The organism is bacterium, from assembly GCA_035691305.1.
In the GTDB taxonomy this organism is placed as follows: domain Bacteria; phylum Sysuimicrobiota; class Sysuimicrobiia; order Sysuimicrobiales; family Segetimicrobiaceae; genus DASSJF01.
This window is the reverse complement of sequence record DASSJF010000010.1, coordinates 44,026-64,478: the sequence shown is the minus strand read 5'-3', so window position 1 is coordinate 64,478 and position 20,453 is coordinate 44,026. Positions and strand designations below refer to the sequence as shown.

The 20,453-nt window shown below is 70.4% G+C and carries 20 protein-coding genes; 3 read left to right on the top strand and 17 right to left on the bottom strand.

Going from position 1 to position 20,453, the window contains the following annotated elements; translation table 11 throughout:
- The 6 genes from VFL28_02145 to VFL28_02120 all read right to left on the bottom strand — a co-directional run.
- On the bottom strand, positions 1-183 hold a 183-nt coding region (locus VFL28_02145), incomplete at its 3' end, for a hypothetical protein (protein HET7263442.1).
- Positions 168-1,727 carry a glucose-6-phosphate dehydrogenase gene (zwf, locus tag VFL28_02140; GenBank protein ID HET7263441.1) on the bottom strand — a complete coding sequence of 520 codons (1,560 nt, stop codon included), beginning with the start codon at positions 1,725-1,727 and terminating at the stop codon, positions 168-170. The genes VFL28_02145 and zwf, both read right to left, overlap by 16 nt.
- A 3-nt stretch (positions 1,728-1,730) precedes the next feature.
- On the bottom strand, positions 1,731-2,627 hold the full coding sequence (gnd, locus tag VFL28_02135) for a decarboxylating 6-phosphogluconate dehydrogenase (protein HET7263440.1): 897 nt from the start codon (positions 2,625-2,627) through the stop codon (positions 1,731-1,733).
- On the bottom strand, positions 2,624-3,793 hold the full coding sequence (tal, locus tag VFL28_02130) for a transaldolase (GenBank protein ID HET7263439.1): 1,170 nt from the start codon (positions 3,791-3,793) through the stop codon (positions 2,624-2,626). The genes gnd and tal overlap by 4 nt, the downstream gene beginning before the upstream one ends.
- Positions 3,790-5,895, bottom strand: a complete 2,106-nt coding sequence (gene tkt / locus VFL28_02125) for a transketolase (GenBank protein ID HET7263438.1) — start codon at positions 5,893-5,895, stop codon at positions 3,790-3,792. The genes tal and tkt overlap by 4 nt, the downstream gene beginning before the upstream one ends.
- Before the next feature lie 232 nt (positions 5,896-6,127).
- Positions 6,128-7,600 carry a gluconokinase gene (locus VFL28_02120; protein HET7263437.1) on the bottom strand — a complete coding sequence of 491 codons (1,473 nt, stop codon included), beginning with the start codon at positions 7,598-7,600 and terminating at the stop codon, positions 6,128-6,130.
- Positions 7,601-7,677: 77 nt separating this feature from the next.
- Here VFL28_02120 and VFL28_02115 point away from each other — a divergent pair, with 77 nt between their 5' ends.
- Positions 7,678-7,881, top strand: a complete 204-nt coding sequence (locus tag VFL28_02115) for a hypothetical protein (protein HET7263436.1) — start codon at positions 7,678-7,680, stop codon at positions 7,879-7,881.
- A 33-nt stretch (positions 7,882-7,914) separates the two neighbouring features.
- Complete coding sequence (locus VFL28_02110; protein HET7263435.1) at positions 7,915-9,267, top strand: amidase; 1,353 nt, start codon at positions 7,915-7,917, stop codon at positions 9,265-9,267.
- A 203-nt stretch (positions 9,268-9,470) separates the two neighbouring features.
- Here the strand turns inward: VFL28_02110 and VFL28_02105 are convergent, their stop codons facing one another.
- A complete protein-coding gene (locus tag VFL28_02105; GenBank protein HET7263434.1) occupies positions 9,471-9,959 on the bottom strand; it encodes a J domain-containing protein in 489 nt (162 codons plus the stop codon).
- Between the two features lie 140 nt (positions 9,960-10,099).
- Between VFL28_02105 and VFL28_02100 the strand changes: the two genes are divergently transcribed.
- The gene (locus VFL28_02100) at positions 10,100-10,240 is read left to right on the top strand and encodes a hypothetical protein (protein HET7263433.1); all 141 of its coding nucleotides are present in this window, start codon (positions 10,100-10,102) and stop codon (positions 10,238-10,240) included.
- Positions 10,241-10,327: 87 nt separating this feature from the next.
- Here the strand turns inward: VFL28_02100 and VFL28_02095 are convergent, their stop codons facing one another.
- The 10 genes from VFL28_02095 to pstC all read right to left on the bottom strand — a co-directional run bounded on the left by VFL28_02095 (position 10,328) and on the right by pstC (position 20,396).
- Complete coding sequence (locus VFL28_02095) at positions 10,328-11,899, bottom strand: long-chain-fatty-acid--CoA ligase (GenBank protein ID HET7263432.1); 1,572 nt, start codon at positions 11,897-11,899, stop codon at positions 10,328-10,330.
- 66 nt (positions 11,900-11,965) lie between these two features.
- The gene (locus VFL28_02090; protein ID HET7263431.1) at positions 11,966-13,216 is read right to left on the bottom strand and encodes a dihydrolipoamide acetyltransferase family protein; all 1,251 of its coding nucleotides are present in this window, start codon (positions 13,214-13,216) and stop codon (positions 11,966-11,968) included.
- Between the two features lie 7 nt (positions 13,217-13,223).
- Positions 13,224-14,231: an alpha-ketoacid dehydrogenase subunit beta gene (locus VFL28_02085; protein ID HET7263430.1), complete on the bottom strand. Its 1,008-nt coding sequence runs from the start codon at positions 14,229-14,231 to the stop codon at positions 13,224-13,226.
- Complete coding sequence (locus VFL28_02080) at positions 14,228-15,208, bottom strand: thiamine pyrophosphate-dependent dehydrogenase E1 component subunit alpha (protein ID HET7263429.1); 981 nt, start codon at positions 15,206-15,208, stop codon at positions 14,228-14,230. Before VFL28_02080 ends, VFL28_02085 begins: the two co-directional genes overlap by 4 nt.
- Positions 15,205-15,495 carry an Lrp/AsnC ligand binding domain-containing protein gene (locus VFL28_02075; protein ID HET7263428.1) on the bottom strand — a complete coding sequence of 97 codons (291 nt, stop codon included), beginning with the start codon at positions 15,493-15,495 and terminating at the stop codon, positions 15,205-15,207. The genes VFL28_02080 and VFL28_02075 overlap by 4 nt, the downstream gene beginning before the upstream one ends.
- 13 nt (positions 15,496-15,508) lie before the next feature.
- The gene (locus tag VFL28_02070; protein ID HET7263427.1) at positions 15,509-16,795 is read right to left on the bottom strand and encodes a M20/M25/M40 family metallo-hydrolase; all 1,287 of its coding nucleotides are present in this window, start codon (positions 16,793-16,795) and stop codon (positions 15,509-15,511) included.
- A 185-nt stretch (positions 16,796-16,980) separates the two neighbouring features.
- Positions 16,981-17,721, bottom strand: a complete 741-nt coding sequence (gene phoU / locus VFL28_02065) for a phosphate signaling complex protein PhoU (GenBank protein ID HET7263426.1) — start codon at positions 17,719-17,721, stop codon at positions 16,981-16,983.
- 17 nt (positions 17,722-17,738) lie between these two features.
- The gene (pstB, locus tag VFL28_02060; GenBank protein HET7263425.1) at positions 17,739-18,596 is read right to left on the bottom strand and encodes a phosphate ABC transporter ATP-binding protein PstB; all 858 of its coding nucleotides are present in this window, start codon (positions 18,594-18,596) and stop codon (positions 17,739-17,741) included.
- Positions 18,597-18,603: 7 nt separating this feature from the next.
- The gene (gene pstA / locus VFL28_02055; protein ID HET7263424.1) at positions 18,604-19,467 is read right to left on the bottom strand and encodes a phosphate ABC transporter permease PstA; all 864 of its coding nucleotides are present in this window, start codon (positions 19,465-19,467) and stop codon (positions 18,604-18,606) included.
- Positions 19,464-20,396, bottom strand: coding sequence for a phosphate ABC transporter permease subunit PstC (gene pstC, locus VFL28_02050; GenBank protein HET7263423.1), 933 nt, complete (start codon positions 20,394-20,396; stop codon positions 19,464-19,466). Before pstC ends, pstA begins: the two co-directional genes overlap by 4 nt.
- Positions 20,397-20,453: the final 57 nt, after the last annotated feature.

Here is a 20,453-nt window from a genome sequence, read left to right as displayed (position 1 = left end):
GCGTACGATCACCAGCAGCGTGAGCGTGCAGATCCGCGTGACCTGCGCGCCGCCGCCGGCCGCGGAGTGCTGGGCGTCGGCGTCGAGCGAGGACCATAGGCGGTGCAACTCCCGCTCGATCGCGCCGACGTCGACCCGTTCGGGGACGCCGGCCGCGCTGGTGACGTTCAGAGCCTCCGCCACCGCCGTCCGTCCCGCTCGACGATCGTGCGAGCCGCCTCCGGTCCCCAGGTCCCGGCCTCGTACGGCATCACGGGCGGCGGAGGATCCGTCTTGTCCCACCACGTCAGCAAGGGTTCGAACAGCTCCCACGCGGCCTCGACCTCGTCGCGCCGCGTGAACAGCGTCGGGTCCCCGAGCATGCAGTCGAGCAAGAGGCGCTCGTACGCGGTCAATTCTTCGCCGCCGAACGCGGTGCCGTACTGGAACCCCATGTTCACCGGACGCAGGCTCATCGCGGTCCCCGGAGCCTTCGCGATGAACCGCAGCGCGATGCCTTCGTCCGGCTGGATGTTGAGCGTCAGCAGATTCGGCTCCCCCCCGCCGCCGGAGAAAAGCGGCAGCGGCGCCTGCTTGAACTGCACGGCGATCTCGGTGGCGCGCTTGGGCAGCCGCTTCCCGGTGCGGAGGTAGAAGGGCACGCCGGCCCACCGCCAGTTGTCGAGGAAGAGGCGCATCGCGACGAACGTGGGCGTCCGCGAATCCGGCGCCACGCGCGGTTCGGCCCGGTAGCCGCGCACGTCCTGACCGCCGACGACGCCCGCCGCGTACTGGCCGAGCGCCACCTCGGAATGCACGTCCTCGTCGGTCAGGCGCCGGGCCGCGCGCAGCACCTTCACCTTCTCGTTGCGCACCTCGTCCGGTTCGATCGCCACCGGCGCCTCCATGGCGACCAGCGTCAACAGCTGCACCATATGGTTCTGGACGATGTCGCGCACCACGCCGGCGGTCTCGTAGTAGCCGGCACGGTCCTCGACGCCGCCCGACTCGGCCACGGTGATCTGTACATGGTCGATGTAGTGCTGGTTCCACAGCGGCTCGAAGATGCCGTTGGCGAACCGGAAGACCAGGATGTTCTGGACGGTTTCCTTGCCGAGGTAGTGGTCGATGCGGTAGATCTGGCCTTCCCGAAAGACCCGCAGGAGCGTCCGGTTCAGCGCCTGCGCGCTCTTCAGGTCTCGGCCGAACGGCTTCTCCACGATGGCGCGCGTCCACGGCCGCCGCCCGTCGCCGCCCGCGCGGGTCGAACCCGCGCGCTCGACGAGCCCGTGCCGGTCGAGCTGCTGGATGATGTCGCCGTAGAACTCGGGCGCGGTCGCGAGGTAGTACAAGCGGTTGCCGGACGCCCCCCGCTCCTGGTCGGCGCGCTCCAGCGCGGCGCGAACGCGAGCGTAGCCCTCGGAATCGTGAAACTCCGCCTGGACGTAAAAGAGGCCCTGCGCAAACGCCTCCCACAGCGGCTGCCCGCCGCCGTCCGCCGAGGGGCCGAGGATCGCCTGCGCCATCTCGGCGCGGAAGACTTCGTCGGTCTTCGGGCGGCGCGCGACCCCGATGACGGTGAGGTTCGGCGGCGCCATCCCGAGCCGCGCGAGCGTGTACAAAGACGGCATGAGTTTGTCGTGCGTGAGGTCGCCGGTGGCGCCGAAGATCACGACCGCGCAGGGGTCCGGGACGCGCCGCAGGCGCAGGCCTTCCCTCAGCGCGAACTGGGCCGAGACCGTGCTCATCCGCTACTTCGGCTTGGTCGCGTGGCCGCCGAACTGCTTCCGCAGCGCCGCGATCACCTTGTCGCCGAAGTCCTCGTCCTCGCGGGAGCGCAGCCGCTGCAGCAGCGAGAGCGTGATCACCGGCGCCGGGACGTTGCGGTCGATCGCTTCCTGCACCGTCCAGCGGCCTTCCCCGGAGTCCTCGACGTACCCGCGGATCGTCTCCATGTTGGGGTCGCCCGTAAACGCCCGCTCGGCCAGCTCGAGCAGCCAGGATCGCACGACGCTGCCGTGGTTCCACAGCGTGCTGATCTTGCGGAGGTCCAGCCGGAACGGCGCGGCGTGGAGGATCGCGAAGCCCTCGGCGTAGGACTGCAGCATCCCGTACTCGATGCCGTTGTGGATCATCTTCACGTAGTGGCCGGCGCCGCTCGGGCCCGCGTGCAGGTAGCCGTCCTCGGGCGCGAGGTCGCGGAACACCGGCTCGAGCATCTTAACCGGTTCCGGATCACCGCCGACCATCATGCAGTAGCCGACCTCCAGGCCCCAGATGCCGCCGCTCGTGCCGGCGTCGATGTACTGGAGTCCCTTCGCCTTGGCGGCCGCCGCGCGCCGGATCGAGTCGCGGTAGTTGGAGTTGCCGCCGTCCACGATGACGTCACCCTTCTGAAGCAGCGGCGTCAGCTCCGCGATCGTCTGTTCCACCGGATCGCCCGACGGAACCATCATCCACACGATGCGCGGCGGCTGTAGCTGGCCGACCAGTTCGGCGATCGAGGCGGCCGGGGTCGCGCCGTGGGCCTTCACCTCGGCCCGGACCTCGGCCCGGCGCGCAAACACCGAGATCGTGTGCCCGCGCTGCAAGAGGCGGGTGACCATGTTGCCGCCCATTCGTCCGAAACCGACGAACCCGACCTTCACCGGCGCCCTCCCGCCTTGACGTCCTGCGACCGCGAGGCGATCGCCTTCGTCAGCTGGTTGAACGAATCCGCGAACGATTGCACGCCGGCGTCGAGGACGGCCTGCGTGACCGCGTCGATGCTGAGCCCGACCTCGCGCAGCTTGGCGAACACGCGGTCCGCCTCATCGACACCCCGCGTCACGGCGTCGGGCACGACCCGCCCGTGGTCCCGCAGCGCTTCGATCGTCTGCGGCGGCAGGGTGTTGATGGTGTCGCGGCCGACGAGCGTCTCGACATACAGCAGGTCCGGGTACGCCGGGTTCTTGGTGCTGGTGCTGGCCCACAGCGGCCGCTGGACCCGGGCGCCCCGGCCCGCGAGCGCCTGCCACCGCGCGCCGGTGAAGGTCTGCTGGTACAGGCGGTACGCGAGCTTGGCGTTGGCCACGGCCACCTTGCCGCGCAGCGCCCGGAGGGTCTCGGCCTGTTCGGGCGGAGCCGCCGCGGCGCGCGCCTCCAACCGCTTGTCCGCTTCCGTGTCGATCCGGCTCACGAAGAAGCTCGCGACGGACGCGACCTGATGAACGGGCTCGCCCGCGGCGACCCGGCGCTCGAGCCCGCGGAGGTACGCCTCCTGGACGCGGCGGTAGGCCTCGATGGAGAACAACAACGTGATGTTGATATGCCGGCCTTCCGCGATCATCTCCTCGATCGCCGGGTAGCCCTCCGGCGTCCCCGGGATCTTGACCATGACGTTCGGCCGGGTGATCAGGCTGTTCCAGCGCCGCACTTCCTGGATCGTGCCCGGCGTGTCGTGCGCGAGGAGTGGAGAAACTTCGATCGACACGAACCCGTCCGCGCCGCCCGTCGCGTCGAACACCGGGCGCAGCGTATCGGCGGCCCCGCGTATGTCGTCGACGACGACCGCTTCGTAGATCTCCGTCGTACTCTTACCCTCGGCGGCGAGCTTCGAGATCTGCTCGTCGTAGTCGTGGCTGCCGGTAATCGCCTTCTCGAAGATCGTTGGGTTGCTCGTCACGCCGCGAATGCCCGTCTCGACGAGACGGCGGAGCTCGCCCGATTTCAAAATGCCCCGGTGCATGAAGTCGAGCCAGACGCTCTGCCCGGCGTCGAGGAGCGCCCGGATCGGATCGGCGCCGCCCTTCGCGCCGCGAGTGCTGTCGGTCATCGCAGTGCCCTCCCTGTCTCGGCGGTGCGGGTGCGTTCAAGCGACGCTCTGCCCGCCGCCACGACATGCTCGACCGTGAATCCGAATTCTTTCAGCACCGTGGGACCGGGCGCGGACGCGCCGAACCGGTCGATCCCGATGATCGTGCCTTCGGCGCCGACCCACCGGTCCCACCCGAACGTCGCCGCGGCTTCGACGCTCACCCGCGCGCGGACGTCCGGCGGCAGCACCTGGTCGCGGTACTCCTTCGGCTGCGCTTCGAACAGCTCCCACGACGGCATCGACACGACGCGGCAGTGCACGCCGTCCGCCGCGAGCCGCTGGTGCGCCTCGAGGGCGAGCGGCACCTCGGAGCCGGTGGCGATCAGGATCAGTTCGGGTTTCCGGCCCCCGTCCTTCCCGGCGGCATCCGCCAGCACGTACGCGCCCCGGGCGGCGCCCGCCGCCGGCGCGAGCGTGCCGCGGTCGAGCACGGGGAGCTTCTGGCGCGAGCAGACGATCGCGGTCGGCCCGCCGGTGCGGCGCAGGGCCGCGCGCCATGCTTCCACGGTTTCGTTGGCGTCCGCGGGCCGCAGCACGACCAGATTCGGAATCGCCCGCAGGCTCGCCAGGTGCTCGATGGGCTGGTGCGTCGGTCCGTCCTCGCCGAGGCCGACGCTGTCGTGGGTCCACACGTAGATCGCGTCGAGGTCCGAGAGCGCGGCGAGGCGCACGCTCGGGCGCATGTAGTCAGAGAAAACAAGGAACGTCGCACCGTACGGCCGGACGCCGCCGTGCGCGGCCATTCCGTTGAGCGCGGCGCCCATCGCGTGTTCGCGGACGCCGAAGTGCACGTTGCGGCCGGCATAGCTCCACGGGCCGCCGGACGCACCCTGAACGCCGTCGTGCGGCGCGTCGGGACTTTCGAAGTCGCCCTCGCCCTTGAGTTGGGTCATCGTGGACGGGTCCAGGTCCGCCGAGCCGCCGACGAGGTTGGTCACGAGGGGCGCGAGCGCGTTCATCACTTTGCCCGACGCGTCGCGGGTCGCCATCGGCTTCTCCGCCGCGCCGAAGGACGGAAGTTTGGACTCCCAGCCGTCCGGCAGCCGGCCCGCAAGCGCCTGGTCGAACTCGCGGGCCAGGTCCGGAAACGCGCGGCGGTACGCGTCCATCCGCCTCCGCCACTCCGCGGCAAGCCCCTCGCCGCGCGGCACCGCGCGCCTGAACACCTCGAGCGCGTCGGCCGGAATGTAGAATGTCTTGTCCTCCGGCCAACCGTAGGCGCGCTTCGTCGCCTTGACCTCGTCCTCGCCGAGCGGGTTGCCGTGCGCCTCGAACGAATCTTGCTTGTGCGGGCTGCCGAAGCCAAGGTGGGTGCGCACCGCGATGAGCGACGGCTTGGACTCCTCCGCCGCGGCCGCCGCGATCGCGCGCTCGAGGGCCTCCAGATCGTTGCCGTCGTCGACGTGCTGGACGTGCCAGTTGTATGCCTCGAACCGGCGGCCGACGTCTTCGTCAAACGTGACGGACGTCGTCCCCGACAGACTCACCTGGTTGGCATCGTAGAGCACGATCAGGCGTCCAAGCCGGAGGTGCCCGGCGAGCGACGCCGCCTCCGCGGCCACGCCTTCCATTAAATCTCCGTCGCTCGCGATCACGTACGTCCGGTGGTCGACGATCGCATGCCCGGGCCGGTTGAACCGCGCCGCGAGCCAGCGCTCCGCGATGGCCATCCCCACCGCGTTCCCGAACCCCTGGCCGAGCGGTCCGGTGCTCACCTCGACGCCGGGCGCGCAGCGGCGCTCGGGGTGACCGGGCGTGCGGCTGCCCCACTGGCGGAACTGCTTGATGTCGTCGAGCGTCAGGTCGTATCCGGTCAGATGCAGCATGCTGTACAGCAGCATGCTGGCGTGACCGGCCGACAGCACGAACCGGTCGCGGTCGGGCCAGTCCGGATCCTTCGGACTGTAGCGCATGTGCCGGGTCCACAGCAGGTAGGCCATCGGCGCTGCGTCCATCGGCGCACCCGGGTGGCCGGAATTGGCCTTCTGGACCGCGTCGATCGACAGGGTCCGGATCGTGTTGATGCAGAGTTGATCGATGGTCTGCGTGCCGGTCGGCATACTCTACTCCCGGAGGCCGTTGTGGCGCACGCGGTACCCGCGGTACAGGCTGCGCGTCACTGTTATTGTTCCATGATTGCCGGGACTCGCGGCCGTCAACGCCTATTCTACGATTGCAGAGCGCCGGCTGTCACGGCGTGAATCCCCCCTCGGGCGCCCTCCGCCACGAGCCGACGCGCTGCCGGGGTTTCAGCCGGAGGTTGGAAGTCCTGCCTGGCCCGACGCGGTGCCGTTACGCCGTCCCCTCGGCGCGCCGCGTCTCGAGCGACCGTTCGACGCGGGCGTGGCGCGCGCGCGCGTCTTGGTAGACGGCGTGGCGCGCCGCGTCCGCACGGACCGTGGCGGCACGGGGGACCGGCATCTCCTCAATCCGCGCCGCGCCGAGCGCCTCGAGCGCGAGCAGCGCGGCGCCCCGGCTGCTGCCCTCGTCTTCCGCGGATCGCACGATGTCGTGCGCGAACACATCCGCGAAGATTCGCAGCCACGCCGGCAGGTGGGCCAGCGCGCCGCCGCTCGCCACGATCTCCCGGATGTCCGGCGCCGCCGCGCCCAGCGCGTCCCAGACGGTCGCGAGCCGGTAGGCCACCGCCTCGAGTCCGGCCTGCAACAGATCGAGCGGCCGCGTCGATGCGGTGAGGCCGAACACCGCGCCGCACGACGAGACCGGCCAATCCGGACTGCGCTCGCCCGAGAAAAACGGCAGGACCGTAAGGCCGTGCGCGTCCGGCGCGCGCTCGAGCAGCGCGGATTCGATGCCGGACGGATCGCCGAGCGCGAGCGTGTCGAGCATCCACCGGTAGACGCTGCCGCCGTTGGTCACGGCCCCGCCGGTCAGCACGCGTCGCCGGTCGGCGCGGTACACCCACAGCGCCCGCGGCACCTCAGGCACGTCGCCCGGCCACATCACGCGGAGCGCCCCGGACGTGCCGAGGCTCAGCGCCGCCCGCCCGCGCTCGGAGCAGCCGGTCCCGATGTTGCTGAGCGCGCCGTCCCCCGCCGCGGGCAGCCAGGGAATCCGGGCGAGCGCCGGCCAGCGCGTCGCATACTCGGCGCTAAGTCCGGCAAACGGCGCATCGAGATCCACGAGCGGCGAGAGCCGTTCGGGGGAAAGTCCCAGCGCCGCGAGGACCTCACCGTCCCAGTCGCAGCGCCGGAGGTCGAGCATGCCGGTTCCGGACGCCATCGAGATGCTGCACGCGGCGCGTCCGAACAGACGCAGCGTCAGGTATTCTCCGATGCCGAGCCACGTGCGCGCCGAGGCGAAGGCGCCCGGCCGCTCCGTCCGCAGCCACAGCAGGCGCGCCGGCAGGTAACTCGTGTGGAAGACGCATCCGGTGCGCCGCCGCACCGTCTCCTCGTCGAGGCGCGCGCGGAGGACGCGGACGGCGGCGCGGCTGCGCCCGTCCGCCCACGAATACAGCGGCGTCACAGGACGGCCGTGGCCGTCTACGCCGAGCACGCTGTGCCAAAACGTGGAAATTCCCACCGCCCGGATCTCCGCGGCGGTGGGGCCCGCGCCGGCCATCGCCCGGTCGATCGCCGCGCAGGCGCCGGCGACGAGCGCGTCGGCATCGGCCTCGACGCCGCCGTCCGGTGTGTGCCGCCATACGGTCGGCGCCCGCCCTTCTGTACCGGCCACCTCGCGACCGAGGCGGTCGTATACGATCGCCCGAAGCGATCCGCTGCCGAGGTCGAGCGCGAGCACGAGAGGGCGCTCCGCATCGCGCGGGGCTGCTTGGGTCACGGGAAGGAGGTTTCCGCCCTCCGCGCCAACCCCCTTGTATGCATCACGAGGGTTCGTCGCATCGGGACCACCCGTCCAAGCCGGGCGGCATCCACGCGCTGCTGCGACTGCCCGATCACGGAGAGCGGTTCGAAGAGGAGTGGACCGTTACCAAACAGCGCATCGAGCGCGTCGGCGCGACACCGGTGCCGCGCGAGACGGAGCCGGCCGGAGCGCCGCGGCTCTACCGCGGCGACGCCTAGCCGGCCCCGCCCCGCGTCCGTAACCCCGTCCGGATGAGCCTGCCCTGGGAGCTCTCCCTCAGCGAGGCCGCCGCCGCGATCGCGGCGGGACGCCTCTCGCCGGGCGAACTGCTCGACGCAACGCTCGACCGCATCGAACGCGTGGATCCGCGCGTCCACGCGTGGGCGCGCGTCCGCGCCGACGACGCGCGCGCCGCGGCCCGCAAGGCGACCGGCGGCGCGCTGCGCGGCATTCCGATCGGCGTCAAGGACATCTTCTATACCGAGGGCGTGGAGACGTCGTGCGGCTCGAAGATCATGGCGGGGTTTACGCCCGCGTACGATGCGACGGCCGTCGCCCGCCTGCGGCGCGCCGGCGCCGTCATCGTGGGTAAGACGCACACGACGGAATTCGCGTCCTTCGATCCATCGCCCGCCCGCAACCCGTGGGCGCTCGGGAACACGCCGGGCGGGTCGAGCAGCGGCTCGGCCGCCGCGCTCGCGGCGCGGATGTGCCAGGGCGCGCTCGGCAGCCAAACGTCCGGATCGATCTGCCGGCCGTCCGCGTTCTGCGGTGTCGTTGGGCTCAAGCCGACGTTCGGCCGCGTAAGCCGCTACGGCGTGCATCCGCTCGCGTGGACGCTCGACCACCCGGGCCCGATGGCCCGCACCGTTCACGACGTCGCGATGCTGTTCGACGCGATCGCCGGGCCGGATCCGAACGACCCCAGCACAGTCGCCGCGCCGTCCGCGGCCCGCGCCGCGGATGAGCTCGACGACGCGCGCGCGAGCGACGCGGCCGTCCGGGGACTGCGGGTCGGTGTGCCGGACCGCTACTTCAACGAGAACCTCGACCCGGAGGGCGCGACCGCGTACCGCGAGGCGCTGCGGGTGCTCGGCGACGTCGGCTGCCGCGTGGAGAACGTCCGGCTGCCGGACCTGTTCGAGGCGGCGATGGACGCCCACGAGATCATCCACAACACCGAGGCCGCGGCCGTCCACGCCGACACTTACCGCGCGCGCCCTGACGACTACGGACACAGGCTCCGTGCGATCATCGAAACGGGCTTCCACGTCCCGGCGCCCGCCTACCTGCGCGCGCAGCAGATCCGGACGCTGCTGATCGAAGAGATGCGCGGCCTGCTGCAGACGGTGGACGTGCTCGCCACGCCATCGGCGCCGGGGCCCGCGCCGGCGGGCCTTGCCAGCACCGGATCGCCGGTCTACAACCGGCCGTTCAGCTTCCTTGGCTTCCCGAGCGTCACGGTGCCGTGTGGATTCACCAACGCGGGGCTGCCGCTCGGGCTGCAGCTTGGCGGCCGGCCGTTCGATGAAGTGACCGTTCTACGGCTCGCCGCGGCGTATGAAACGGCGACCTCATGGCGCGCGGCGGTGCCGGTGCTCTAGACACCACGCACAAGGCGCGTCGCATTCGCCTTGCGAACCGGACGCGATCTACCGCAGGATCAAATGCCCGGTCATCGCGAGAATCAGCCCGGCAAGCAGCATGAACACGAGAAGCATCGGCCGATTCCTCCTCACAAGTGATCTTGATATGAGATTGCGGTCTTTCGCCGCGTTGCCGCGCCGACCTCTTACAAACGTGCGCCCTAGCGGGCGCCGCCGGTCTGCTGCCAGATCCGGAAGAGGACGGCCAGTGTCGCCACCATATCGGCGAGATCGATCGTCGGACTCTTGACGATGCGGGCGATCATCATGCCCGCGACGACCACGATGGCCGAGTACATCACCTTGGTCACGAACACGGCCCAGTGCTCGAGTTCGCCGCCCGGGCCTCGTCCCGCGGCGGCCGGGCCCTGCCAGGTGGGCCGGCCCGGGGTTCCGGCTCCGAATCCTCCATCGTACCCTCTCGGCGCCGTCCGGGCACGGGCTTGGTCGTAGGCGCGCCGGAGGTCCGGGTCGCCGAGGACCGAGTAGGCCTCGTTGATCGCTTTCGCGCGCTCTTCGTCCCCGCCGAGGTCCGGGTGCCCGCCCATCTCGCCCATGAGCGTGCGGTAGGCCTTCTTGACCATCTCCGCCGAGGCACGAGGGTGGACCTGAAGGATCTCGTAATAGTCGACTTCCGGCCGAAACCGCATTGGGCCCTCATTGTAACATCTCAGGGCACGACCACCCTGGGGCCGGCCGGCGAGCAGGACTTCCCCGTAACACGAAGAACGGCGTCGCGAGAATCCCCAGACTTTCCCCCCCTCAGGGAGGTCGCGGAAGGAGGCCCGTCATGTTGAGACTGTTCACCGCGTTGATCGCGGTGGCCGCGGTCGCGATTGCGGCGACGGCCGCGTTTGCGTGCAACAACAATGTCTACACGCCACCGCCGCCCCAGGTCCAGGCGCCGCCCGCCGACGGCAGCGGCTCGTAAGCACGACGACAAGACGCGACACTCGTCCACGGCGGCCGGGGCCGAATGCCCCGGCCGCTGTGCTGTCTTAGGTAACCGCGCCGGCGACTACTGCCGCGCGATCGCGGCTTTGGAGCCTCGCAGCGCGTACTTCTGAATCTTGCCTGTCGCCGTTCTCGGCAGGTCTTCGACGAAGTGGAACGCTCGCGGTACTTTGAAGTGCGCAAGCGCCCCGCGGGCGAACTCTCGCAGGTCCGCCTCGGACGCGGTCTGTCCCGCCTTCAGCACCACGAACGCGTGCGGCGCCTCACCCCACTGCTCATCTCGCAGACCCACAACGGCGGCTTCCTGGACCGCCGGATGGCGGAGCAGCGCCGCCTCGACCTCGACGGACGAGATGTTCTCGCCGCCGCTGATGATGATGTCCTTGATGCGGTCGCGGATCTCCACGTAGCCGTCGGGATGCACGACCGCCGCGTCGCCGGTGTGGAACCAGCCGCCGGCGAACGCCTTGGCCGTCGCCTCCGGATCGTTGAAGTAGCCCTTCATCACCACGTTGCCGCGCACGACGATCTCCCCCACCGTGCGGCCGTCCCGCGGGACTTCGCGGGCGTCCGGATCCACTACCCGCAACTCGCCCGACGAGAACAACTCCACGCCCTGCCGCGCCTTCACGGCCGCGCGCGCCTCCGGGGACAGCGCGGCGTGCTCCGGACGCGGCTCGCTGATCGTGATGAACGGCGACGTTTCGGTGAGGCCGTAGACGTGGATGATCTCCCACCCGAGGTCGCCCTCGATGCGCCCGATCGTGGCCGCCGCCGGCGGCGCCCCCGCGGTCACCACCCGGATGCCCTCGGGGATGCCGCGGCGCAGATCTTCCGGCGCGTTCGCGAGCCGGATCAGCACCGTCGGCGCCGCGCACATCATCGTCGCGCGCTCGGCGCGGCAGAGCGCGAAAACCTGGTCGGGCTCCACGCGCCGGAGACACAAGTGCGCGCCGCCGACCGCCGTGACGATCCAGACAAACGTCCAGCCGTTGCAGTGGAACATCGGGAGCGTCCACAGGTAGCGCTCTGCGGGCGTCATGTGGACGTGCGCGAGCGTCCCCACGACGTTCATGTAGGTATTGCGGTGCGTCATCATGACGCCCTTCGGCCGGGCGGTCGTCCCGCTCGTATAGTTGATGCTGATGAGATCGCCCTCCGCGATCTCCGGCCGCGTGAACTCGGCGTCCGACTGGGCCACGAGGCCGTCGTAGTCCAGCCACCCGTCGGCGGGACCGTCAAGCGCCACGAACTGCCTCACGTTCTCGAGCCGGGCCCGGATCCCGTCGACCGCCGCGAGATGCTCCGCCGCGGCGCAGACGATCCGCGCGCCGCTGTGGTTGATGATGTATTCGAAATCGTCCGCCGCGAGCCGGTAGTTGATCGGCACCACCACCGCGCCGATCTGCGGCACCGCGTAAAAGGCCTCCAGCAGCTCCGGGGTGTTGGGCGCGATATAGGCGACGCGGTCGCCGGGCCGCACCCCGAACGCCTGCAGGCGGCTCGACCAGCGGTCGCACCGGCTGAAGAACTCCTCGTAGGTCAGCCGCCGGTCGCCGTCGACTACGGCCTCGCGCGTCCCGTATAACGCGCGCGCCCGGCGCGCGAACTCGAGCGGGGTCAGAGGTAGTTCCATCGCGTCCCTCCGGAAAAAACGGCTGCGTAGCGAGGCGCCGGCGCGGCGCCCGCACGGTGCGCTGCGCTACGGAAGCAGGAGCAGGTACGGGTGCTCGAGCATCTGCTTGACCCGCTGCAGGAACTGCGCCGACGGCGCGCCGTCCACGACGCGGTGGTCGAACGTCAGCGACAGCACCATTACCGGCCGGACCTCCACCCGGTCTGCCACGGCGGCCGGGCGCCTGTGCACGCGGCCCACGCCAAGAATCGCGGCCTCGGGCGGGTTGAGGATCGGTGTGAACGCATCGACATCGTACATGCCGAGGTTGGTGACCGTGAACGTGCCGCCCTCCATCTCCGGCGGCTTGAGGCGGGACGTCCGCGCGCGCGCCGACAGGTCGCGCACCGCGGTCGAGATCTGAGCGAGCGTCGCACGGTCGGCGTGGCGGACCACCGGCACGACGAGTCCTTCGTCGAGCGCGACGGCCACGCCGATATGAATATCGGCCTGGAGGCGCACGCCGTCGCCGGTCCACCGGGCGTTCAGTCGTGGATGATCGCGCAGCGCAATCGCCGCGGCCCGCACGACCAGGTCCGTGTACGTTGGCCGCACGCCGCCGCGCCGCTCGAGTTCCGCGCCCACCTCGTCGCGCAGGCGGGTCGCGTCCGCCATGTCGGCCTCGGTCGTCAGCGTCAGCTGCGCCGCCTCGCGCAGGCTCTCCGTCATCCGCCGCGCGATGATGGTCCGGAGGCGCGCGGAGACCACGGACGGAACGGGCGGCCCCGCCGGCGTCGCGGTCACCGCCGAAATCGTCCGGGCCGGGGGCGCCGCGCCGCGCTGCGCGCCGTCGATCGCCCGCTGCACGTCGCGCTCGACGATGCGGCCGTCGGGCCCGCTTCCCCGGAGCGCGCGCAGATCGATCCCATGCGACTCGGCGAGCGCCCGCGCCCGGGGAGACACCCGGACTCGTCCGTCCCGCACGGGAACACCGCCGGCGGCGACACCGGCGGGAGCCGCCTGAGCGGCCGGCAGGGCGCGAACAGGCGCCGCGCCGGATTCCGCCGGCGCAGGCCGCGCCGCAGCCGCGATACGCTCGCCGGGCTCGCCGATCACGGCGATCGGCGTCGCCACCGGAGCAGTCGTCCCTTCCGGGACCAGGATCTGCAGCAGGATCCCGGAGGCCGGGGCTTCGACCTCGATCGTCGCCTTGTCCGTCAGGACTTCGAAGAGCGGCTCGCCCTTGGCGACCCGGCTGCCCTCGGTCTTGACCCAGCGGACGACCGTGCCTTCTTCCTGGGTCAGGCCGAGTTTCGGAAGCACGACCTGCGTCGCCATCAGACGATCAGGCCATCAGCGCGCGCGCCGCGGCGACAATGCCGTCCACCTGGGGAAGCGCGGCCGCTTCCAAGACTCCGCTGTAGGGCACCGGGACGTTCGCGGCGCAGAGGCGCACCGGCGGCGCGTCGAGCGCGTCGAACGCCCGGGCAACGACCTGCGCCACGATCTCGCCGCCGATGCCGCCCCGCTCGTACGCTTCGTGCGTAACGATGAGCCGGCCCGTTTTTTGAACGGACTCGACGATCGTATCGATGTCGAGCGGGACGAGCGTCCGCGGATCGATCACCTCGAGCTCGATGCCCTCGCCGGCGAGCTGCTCCGCGGCCTGCAGGGCCTTGAACACCATCGTATGCACTCCCACGACGGTGACGTGCCGGCCTTCGCGCTTGCGGTCCGCCACGCCGAGCGGCACGGTGTGCTCGCCGGCCGGGACCGGACCCTTCGTGTTGTACAGCATCTTGTGCTCGAGGAACACGACCGGATTGTCGTCGCGGATCGCCGAGATCAGGAGGCCCTTCGCGTCGGCCGGCGTGCTGGGGGTCACAACCTTGAGGCCGGGAATGTGGCAGAACCAGGCTTCCAGAGACTGGGAGTGCTGCGCCGCGTTGCCGCGGCCCGCGCCCTCCTGGGCGCGGAAGACGGCCGGCACGCGTGCCTTGCCGCCGAACATGTAGCGGATCTTGGCCGCCTGGTTGACGACCGGCTCCATCGCGAGCGTCATGAAGTCCGCGTACATGAACTCCACCACCGGCCGCGCCCCGGCCATCGCCGCGCCGACCGCGAGCGCCGCGATGGCCTCTTCCGAAATCGGCGTGTCGCGGACGCGGTCCGCGCCAAACTCCTCGACCAGACCCCGCGTCACGCCGAAGACGCCGCCGCCGCCCCACACCGCCACGTCCTCGCCCATCACGAACACGCGGGCGTCGCGCCGCATCTCCTCGCGCAGCGCCTCGTTGAGCGCCTCGGCGTAGGTCAGGACCCGCGTCCCCGCGTGCGTCTCGACCGCGCTCATGCGTACACGTCCTCGGCGAGCGTGCTCGGATCCGGCTCCGGGCTCGCCTTCGCGAAGACGACCGCGTCGTCGATCTCCCGCTCGACCTCCGCCCGCACCGCGTCGACGTCGGCCGCCGAGAGAATCCGCCGCGCAATCAGCGCCGCGCTCAGCCGCTCGATCGGATCCTTGGTACGCCAGGCCTCGACCTCGGCCTTGTCGCGGTAGTTGAGCGGATCGCCGACGTGGTGGCCGAGGTACCGGTAGGTCACGCAGACCACCATCGACGGCCCGCCGCCGGCCCGCGCCCGCGCCACCGCGCCGCCCACGGTCTGGTAGACGGCCAGCGCGTCCATGCCGTCGCATGACAACCCCGGGAAGCCGTAGGCGCCCGCGCGCACGGAGGGATCCGGCACCGACGTGAAGCGGTCCGCGCGCGCGGACATCGCGTACTGGTTGTTCTCGCAGACATAGACGACCGGCAGCCGCCAGATCGCCGCCATGTTGGCGGCCTCGTGGAAGATACCCTGGTTGAGCGCGCCGTCGCCGAAAAAGCAGACCGCGACGTCGTCGCGGCCCGCCAGCTTTGTCGCGAGCGCCGCCCCCGTCGCGAGACCCATGCCGCCGCCGACGATGCCGTTGGCACCGAGAATGCCGGCTGCGACGTCCGCGATGTGCATCGAGCCACCCTTCCCCTTGCAGTAACCCGCCGCGCGCCCCAACAGTTCCGCCATCATGAGCCGCGGATCCCCGCCCTTTGCGAGGCAGTGGCCGTGGCCGCGGTGCGTACTCGTGATGCGGTCTGACGGCCGCAGCGCCGCGCACGTGCCGACGGCGACGGCCTCCATTCCGATGTAGGGGTGCGTCGTGCCGCGCATGACGCCCTCGCGGTACAGGTCGAGCGCCCGCTGCTCGAACTGGCGAATGCGCAACATCATCCGCAGCATGTCGATCAGCTGGGCGGCGCTGAGGTCGGGAGGCGAGGCAACCGCGCTCATTCCGGCTTCTCCTCCAGGCCGAGCGAGAACGGCCGCTCCAGCAGCGACTGCGGGAACGCCCGGAACGCCAGGTGCGTGTTGGTCCGGACGATGCCGGGAACGTCCGTCATCCGGCTCGTGACGGCATCCGCGAGCTCCTCGTAGTCGTGCAGCTTGAGGATCGCGATGATGTCCCACTCACCGGTGACCGAGTAGACCTCTTCCACTCCGGGGATCTCGGCGAGCCGGCGGGCGACGTCCTGGATCCGTCGCCGCTCCGCCTGAATCATCACGAAGGCGGTGAACATCGATCGGCTCCCTTCACGCGGCCCCGGCGTACCGGTATGCGAGATCGAGATACACGGCGGTCTGCAGCACGAGGTCGCGGATCGCGACGGCTTCGTTGGGCCCGTGCGCGTGGTGGCGGCTCGGATCGCTGTCGGGGTGTCCCGGCGAGAAGCCGTATGCCGGGACGCCGATCTCCCGAACGAACCGCGAGTCGGTAAAGCCGCCGCTGAGGCTGGCCACCACCTCGACCGGGCGGCCGAGATTGCGCCGCAGTACGTCCGTCAGGGTCGCGAGCAGCGGCTCGCCCGCCGGCGATGTGTTGGCGACGGCGGTCTGGTCGACGCGCACGTCCGCCTCGCCGAGCAGGCGCTGCGCCTGCGCTTGGACGTACGACGGCCCTTGGTGAGGCAGCGCGCGTACGTCGCAGGTCAGCCGGCAGACGTCCGGGACGCTGTTGGACTTCACGCCCCCCGCGATCAGCGTCGGCGTGACGAGCATACGCGAGACCTGACGCAGGTGATCGGCGAGGCGCGGACTCGATGTGCCGAGGCGCGCGATGACGGCGTCGACGTTCGAGGGCACGACGGGTCCCACGAGGCGGCTGACCGCGTTGAAGATCGGGCCGCTCGTATCGCGCTCCGGCTCGTAGACCCGGAGGCGCTCGAGGGCCGCCGCGGCCTTGTAGAACGCGTTGTCGCCCTGCCACGGCCGGGCGGCGTGCGCGCCGCGCCCGTGGAAGGTGGCGCCGATCTCGAAGCGGCCCTTCTCGCCGACGCCGAGCACGCACCAGTCGCGGCCGTCGACGGGGATAAAGAAGCCGCCGCCCTCGTCGAGGCACAGGCCGCCGCGGATCCAGTCCGGCCGCTCGCGCGCGACCCATCCCATCCCGTACGATCCGCCGGCCTCTTCGTCGGCCACGCACACGAAGCTGACGCCGTGCGCGAGCGCGGCGCCGGACCGCTTCAAGAGGACGAGCGCCATCGCCTGGGCCGCGACGGTGCCCTTCATGTCCGCGGCCCCGCGTCCCAGCAGGTGACCGTCCTCGACGGCGCCGCCGAACGGTGGATGGGTCCACTGCTCAGGATCGCCGGACGGCACGACGTCTGTGTGGGACGCCAGCACCAGCGCGGTCTTCCCGCTGCGGCCGGGGAGACGCGCGACGATGTTGCCGCGCTCGGGAACCCGGCCGTCGACCTCGGAGTCGATCCCGGCCTCGCGCAGCACGCGCCCGAGATGCCTCGCGGCTTCGGTCTCGTTGCCGGTCGGCATCAGGCCGGTGTTCGTGGTGTCGATGCGGACGAGATCGCGGGCAAGGGCCACGAGTTCGTCCTGGTGTGCTTCCGCGAGACGTCGACAGTCGGGAGCGGCCATGGCAACAGGCACGTTCCCGGCGGCGCGAACCGCTTCCTCCCGCGGACGGCCTGCGCCTCCCGCTCCCCCCGGCCGAAGATGCCGCGAACGCCGCAAAATCCCCGGAGGGATCCCGGGGGCCGCGCCGCGCCCGGCTAGACGTTCAATTCCTTCAGGGTCCCCGTGACCATGTAGATGACGCGCTCGGCGATGTTCGTGCAGTGGTCGCCCATCCGCTCGAGCGCCTGCGCGGAGAAGAGCAGGTGCGTGGCGCGCTGGATGTTGTGCGGGTCCTCGATCATGTAGGTGAGCAGTTCGCGGAAGACCTGGCCGTACAGATGGTCGACTTGATCGTCCGCCGCGGCCATCCGCTGAGCCAAATTGACGTCGCGCTGCACGAACGCGTCGAGCCCGGTCCGCAGCATCCGCTGCACCATCTCGGCCATCCGCGGAATGTCGATCAGCGGCTTCAGGAGCGGCTGATCGGCCATCCGCTTCGTGGCCCGCGCGATGTCCTCCGCGTGGTCGCCGATGCGCTCGAGGTCCATCGTCATCGCCCAAATCGCGGCGATCGTCCGGAGGTCCTTGGCCATCGGCTGCTGGGTGGCCATCAGCATGAGGCAGCGCTCTTCGAGTTCGAGGTGGAGCGTGTCGATGGCGTTGTCGGCGGCGATCACTGCCTCTGCGCCCGGGGTGCTGCGCGCACGAAGGACGTCGACGGAACGGCGGACCGCTTCTTCGACAAGGGCACCCATGCGGAGCAGGTCGTCCTGGAGACCGGCCAGTTCCCGGTCAAACGTTTCGCGCGTGTGAATGGCGCCGTCCCCCCCGGGCCCCGCGACCGTCGGGGACGTTTTCCCGTTTCCGGAGAACAGCTCCTCTCGACCGCCGCGCATCGCTCGGCGCGCGCGATCTAACCGAAGCGCCCGGTGATGTAGTCCTCGGTTTGCTTCTCGCGCGGCCGGGTGAACATCTCCGACGTGGGGCCGTACTCGATCAGCTCGCCGTGCAGCATGAAGGCGGTGCCGTCGGAGACCCGGGCGGCCTGCTGCATGTTGTGCGTCACGATGACGATGGTCAGGGTCTCGCGCAGCGTCTTCGCCAGCTCCTCGATCTTCAGCGTCGAGACCGGGTCCAGCGCGGACGCCGGCTCGTCCATCAGCAGCACCTCGGGCTGCACCGCCAGCGCGCGGGCGATGCACAGCCGCTGCTGCTGACCGCCCGAGAGGCTGGTTCCCGGCCGGCCGAGGACGTCCTTGACCTCGCCCCACAGCGCGGCATGCCGGAGACTGCGCTCCGCGACCTCGTCGAGCACGCGGCGGTCGCGAACGCCGTTAAGACGCAGCCCGCAGACCGCGTTCTCGTAGATCGACATCGTCGGAAAGGGATTGGGCCGCTGGAACACCATGCCGATCCGCCGCCGGATCTCGACCGGATCCACCGACGGCGCGTAGATGTCCTCGCCGTCCAGCAGCACTTGTCCCTCCATCCGGGCGCCCGGCACAACCTCGTGCATGCGGTTCATCGAACGCAGGAACGTGGACTTGCCGCACCCTGACGGCCCGATGATCGCGGTAATGCGGTTGGTCGGGATCGACAGCGAGAGGTTCTTCACGGCGTGGGTCCGCCCGAAGTACAGGTTGAGGTCCTTGGCGACCAGCTGCGACGGCGCCTCGATGTCGACCGCTTGTCCTTTCGCGAGGGCGGAAGAGATGGCCTTATCCCACACCGTTATGCCGGATGACCGCAGGATCACGAGTTCGGATTCCATCGCCGGCCTACCTCCCACCGATCGTAAATCGCTGCCGGCCGGCGGCGCGCGCAGCCACGTTCAGCAGCAGCGTCATCGTCATCAATACCAGCGCGGCTGCCCACGCCTGCCGGTGCCAGTCGTCGTACGGCGCGATCGAGTAGGTGAACAGCTGCACCGTGAGCGACGAGATCGGCTGGTCGAGGCCCGCCTGCCAGAACTGGTTATTGAATGCGGTGAACAGCAGCGGTGCCGTCTCCCCGCCGATGCGCGCGATCGCCAGCGTGATCCCGGTGATCACCCCGGCGGTCGCCGTCCGCAGCACGATGCGCACCGTCGTCACCCACCAGCGGATGCCCAGCGCGAGCGACGCTTCCCTGAGCGCGGCGGGCACGAGCCGGACGATCTCCTCCGTCGTCCGCACGACCAGCGGGATCATCATCACCCCGAGCGCCACGCCCCCGGCCAGCGCCGAAAATCGGTGCATCGGCACGACGACCAGACCGTACACGAAAACACCGATGACGATGCTGGGCAGCCCGTTGAGGACGTCGGCGGTGAACCGAATCCACCACCCGAGGCGCCCGTCGCCGACTTCCGCGAGGTAAAGTCCGCCGAGGATCCCGATAGGAACACCGACGCAGGCGGCCAGCCCGATGAGGGTCAGCGTGCCCAAGATCGCGTTCGCCATGCCGCCGCCCGGCTCGCCGACCGGAGCCGGCAGGTGCGTGAAGAACGCCCAGTTGAGCGCCCCGGCCCCCTGTAGGACGACGTACCCGAGCACACTCGCCAGCGGCGCGACCGCGAGGAGGACCGCCGCGAGGCACGCCCAGCCCATAACCTGGTCGGTCAGCCGGCGGCGCCGCGCGGAGCGGTGGCCCAGGACAATCACAAGCCTATCCTCGAACCGGCCGTCACGCGCGTTACCAGCCACCGGGCCAGCGCGTTCACGATCAAGGAGACCGCGAAGAGCACCAAGGCCATCTCGATCAGCGCCGACAGGTAAAGATCGCTGGTCGCCTCCGTGAATTCGTTCGCCAGCACGGCCGCGATCGTATAGGCCGGCTGGAACAGGGAGGTCGGGATCTGCGGGCGGTTGCCGATGACCATGGTCACCGCCATCGTCTCGCCAAGCGCGCGCCCGAGGCCGAGGATGATACCGCCGATGATGCCGACCCGGCCGTACGGCACGACGGCGCGGCTGATCGCCTCCCACCGGGTCGCGCCGAGCGCGTACATCGCCTCCCGCTGCTCCTGCGGCACGGCGCGCAGCACGTCGCGCGAGACGGAAGAAACGATCGGAATGATCATGATCGCGAGGATGATGCCCGACGCGAGCAGCCCGAACCCGTACTGGGGCCCGCTGAACAGCGGCAACCAGCCGAGTGTCCGCGCCAGTGCCGGCTCCACGGCGGACCGCACCCACGGCGCAAGAACGAACACGCCCCACAGGCCCAGGATGACGCTCGGAATCGCGGCCAGGAGCTCGACGATGAACGACAGCGCGACCGCGGTCGGGTGCGGCGCGATCTCGACGAGGTAGACCGCGACGGCGAGGCTGATCGGCACCGCGATGATGAGCGCCAGCGCCGAGGACGCGATCGTACCGAAGACGAACGGCAGCGCCCCGAAGACGTTGTGCACGGGGTCCCAGCGCGACGTCCAGAGAAACGCGGGCCCGAAGCGTTTGATCGCCGGCATCGCGTCGCCGACGAGGACGAACGCGATCGCCGCGACCAGCACGATCACGCTCGCGCCAAAGACGGTCAGCAGGCCGCGAAATACCAGGTCGCTCCCGCGGCCGCCCCGGGTCCGAGACAAGGCCGGGAGGGGCGGTACTCCTCTCCCGGCCGGGACTGCGTAAGACATGAACGACGG

What these genes read in the sequence shown, in the direction of transcription:
- zwf (HET7263441.1), bottom strand. Translation starts at nt 1,727, where the DNA reads ATGAGCACGGTCTCGGCCCAGTTCGCGCTGAGGGAAGGCCTGCGCCTG.
- tal (HET7263439.1), bottom strand. Translation starts at nt 3,793, where the DNA reads ATGACCGACAGCACTCGCGGCGCGAAGGGCGGCGCCGATCCGATCCGG.
- tkt (HET7263438.1), bottom strand. Translation starts at nt 5,895, where the DNA reads ATGCCGACCGGCACGCAGACCATCGATCAACTCTGCATCAACACGATC.
- VFL28_02115 (HET7263436.1), top strand. Translation starts at nt 7,678, where the DNA reads ATGCATCACGAGGGTTCGTCGCATCGGGACCACCCGTCCAAGCCGGGC.
- VFL28_02110 (HET7263435.1), top strand. Translation starts at nt 7,915, where the DNA reads ATGAGCCTGCCCTGGGAGCTCTCCCTCAGCGAGGCCGCCGCCGCGATC.
- VFL28_02105 (HET7263434.1), bottom strand. Translation starts at nt 9,959, where the DNA reads ATGCGGTTTCGGCCGGAAGTCGACTATTACGAGATCCTTCAGGTCCAC.
- VFL28_02100 (HET7263433.1), top strand. Translation starts at nt 10,100, where the DNA reads ATGTTGAGACTGTTCACCGCGTTGATCGCGGTGGCCGCGGTCGCGATT.
- VFL28_02095 (HET7263432.1), bottom strand. Translation starts at nt 11,899, where the DNA reads ATGGAACTACCTCTGACCCCGCTCGAGTTCGCGCGCCGGGCGCGCGCG.
- VFL28_02090 (HET7263431.1), bottom strand. Translation starts at nt 13,216, where the DNA reads ATGGCGACGCAGGTCGTGCTTCCGAAACTCGGCCTGACCCAGGAAGAA.
- VFL28_02085 (HET7263430.1), bottom strand. Translation starts at nt 14,231, where the DNA reads ATGAGCGCGGTCGAGACGCACGCGGGGACGCGGGTCCTGACCTACGCC.
- VFL28_02080 (HET7263429.1), bottom strand. Translation starts at nt 15,208, where the DNA reads ATGAGCGCGGTTGCCTCGCCTCCCGACCTCAGCGCCGCCCAGCTGATC.
- VFL28_02075 (HET7263428.1), bottom strand. Translation starts at nt 15,495, where the DNA reads ATGTTCACCGCCTTCGTGATGATTCAGGCGGAGCGGCGACGGATCCAG.
- phoU (HET7263426.1), bottom strand. Translation starts at nt 17,721, where the DNA reads ATGCGCGGCGGTCGAGAGGAGCTGTTCTCCGGAAACGGGAAAACGTCC.
- pstB (HET7263425.1), bottom strand. Translation starts at nt 18,596, where the DNA reads ATGGAATCCGAACTCGTGATCCTGCGGTCATCCGGCATAACGGTGTGG.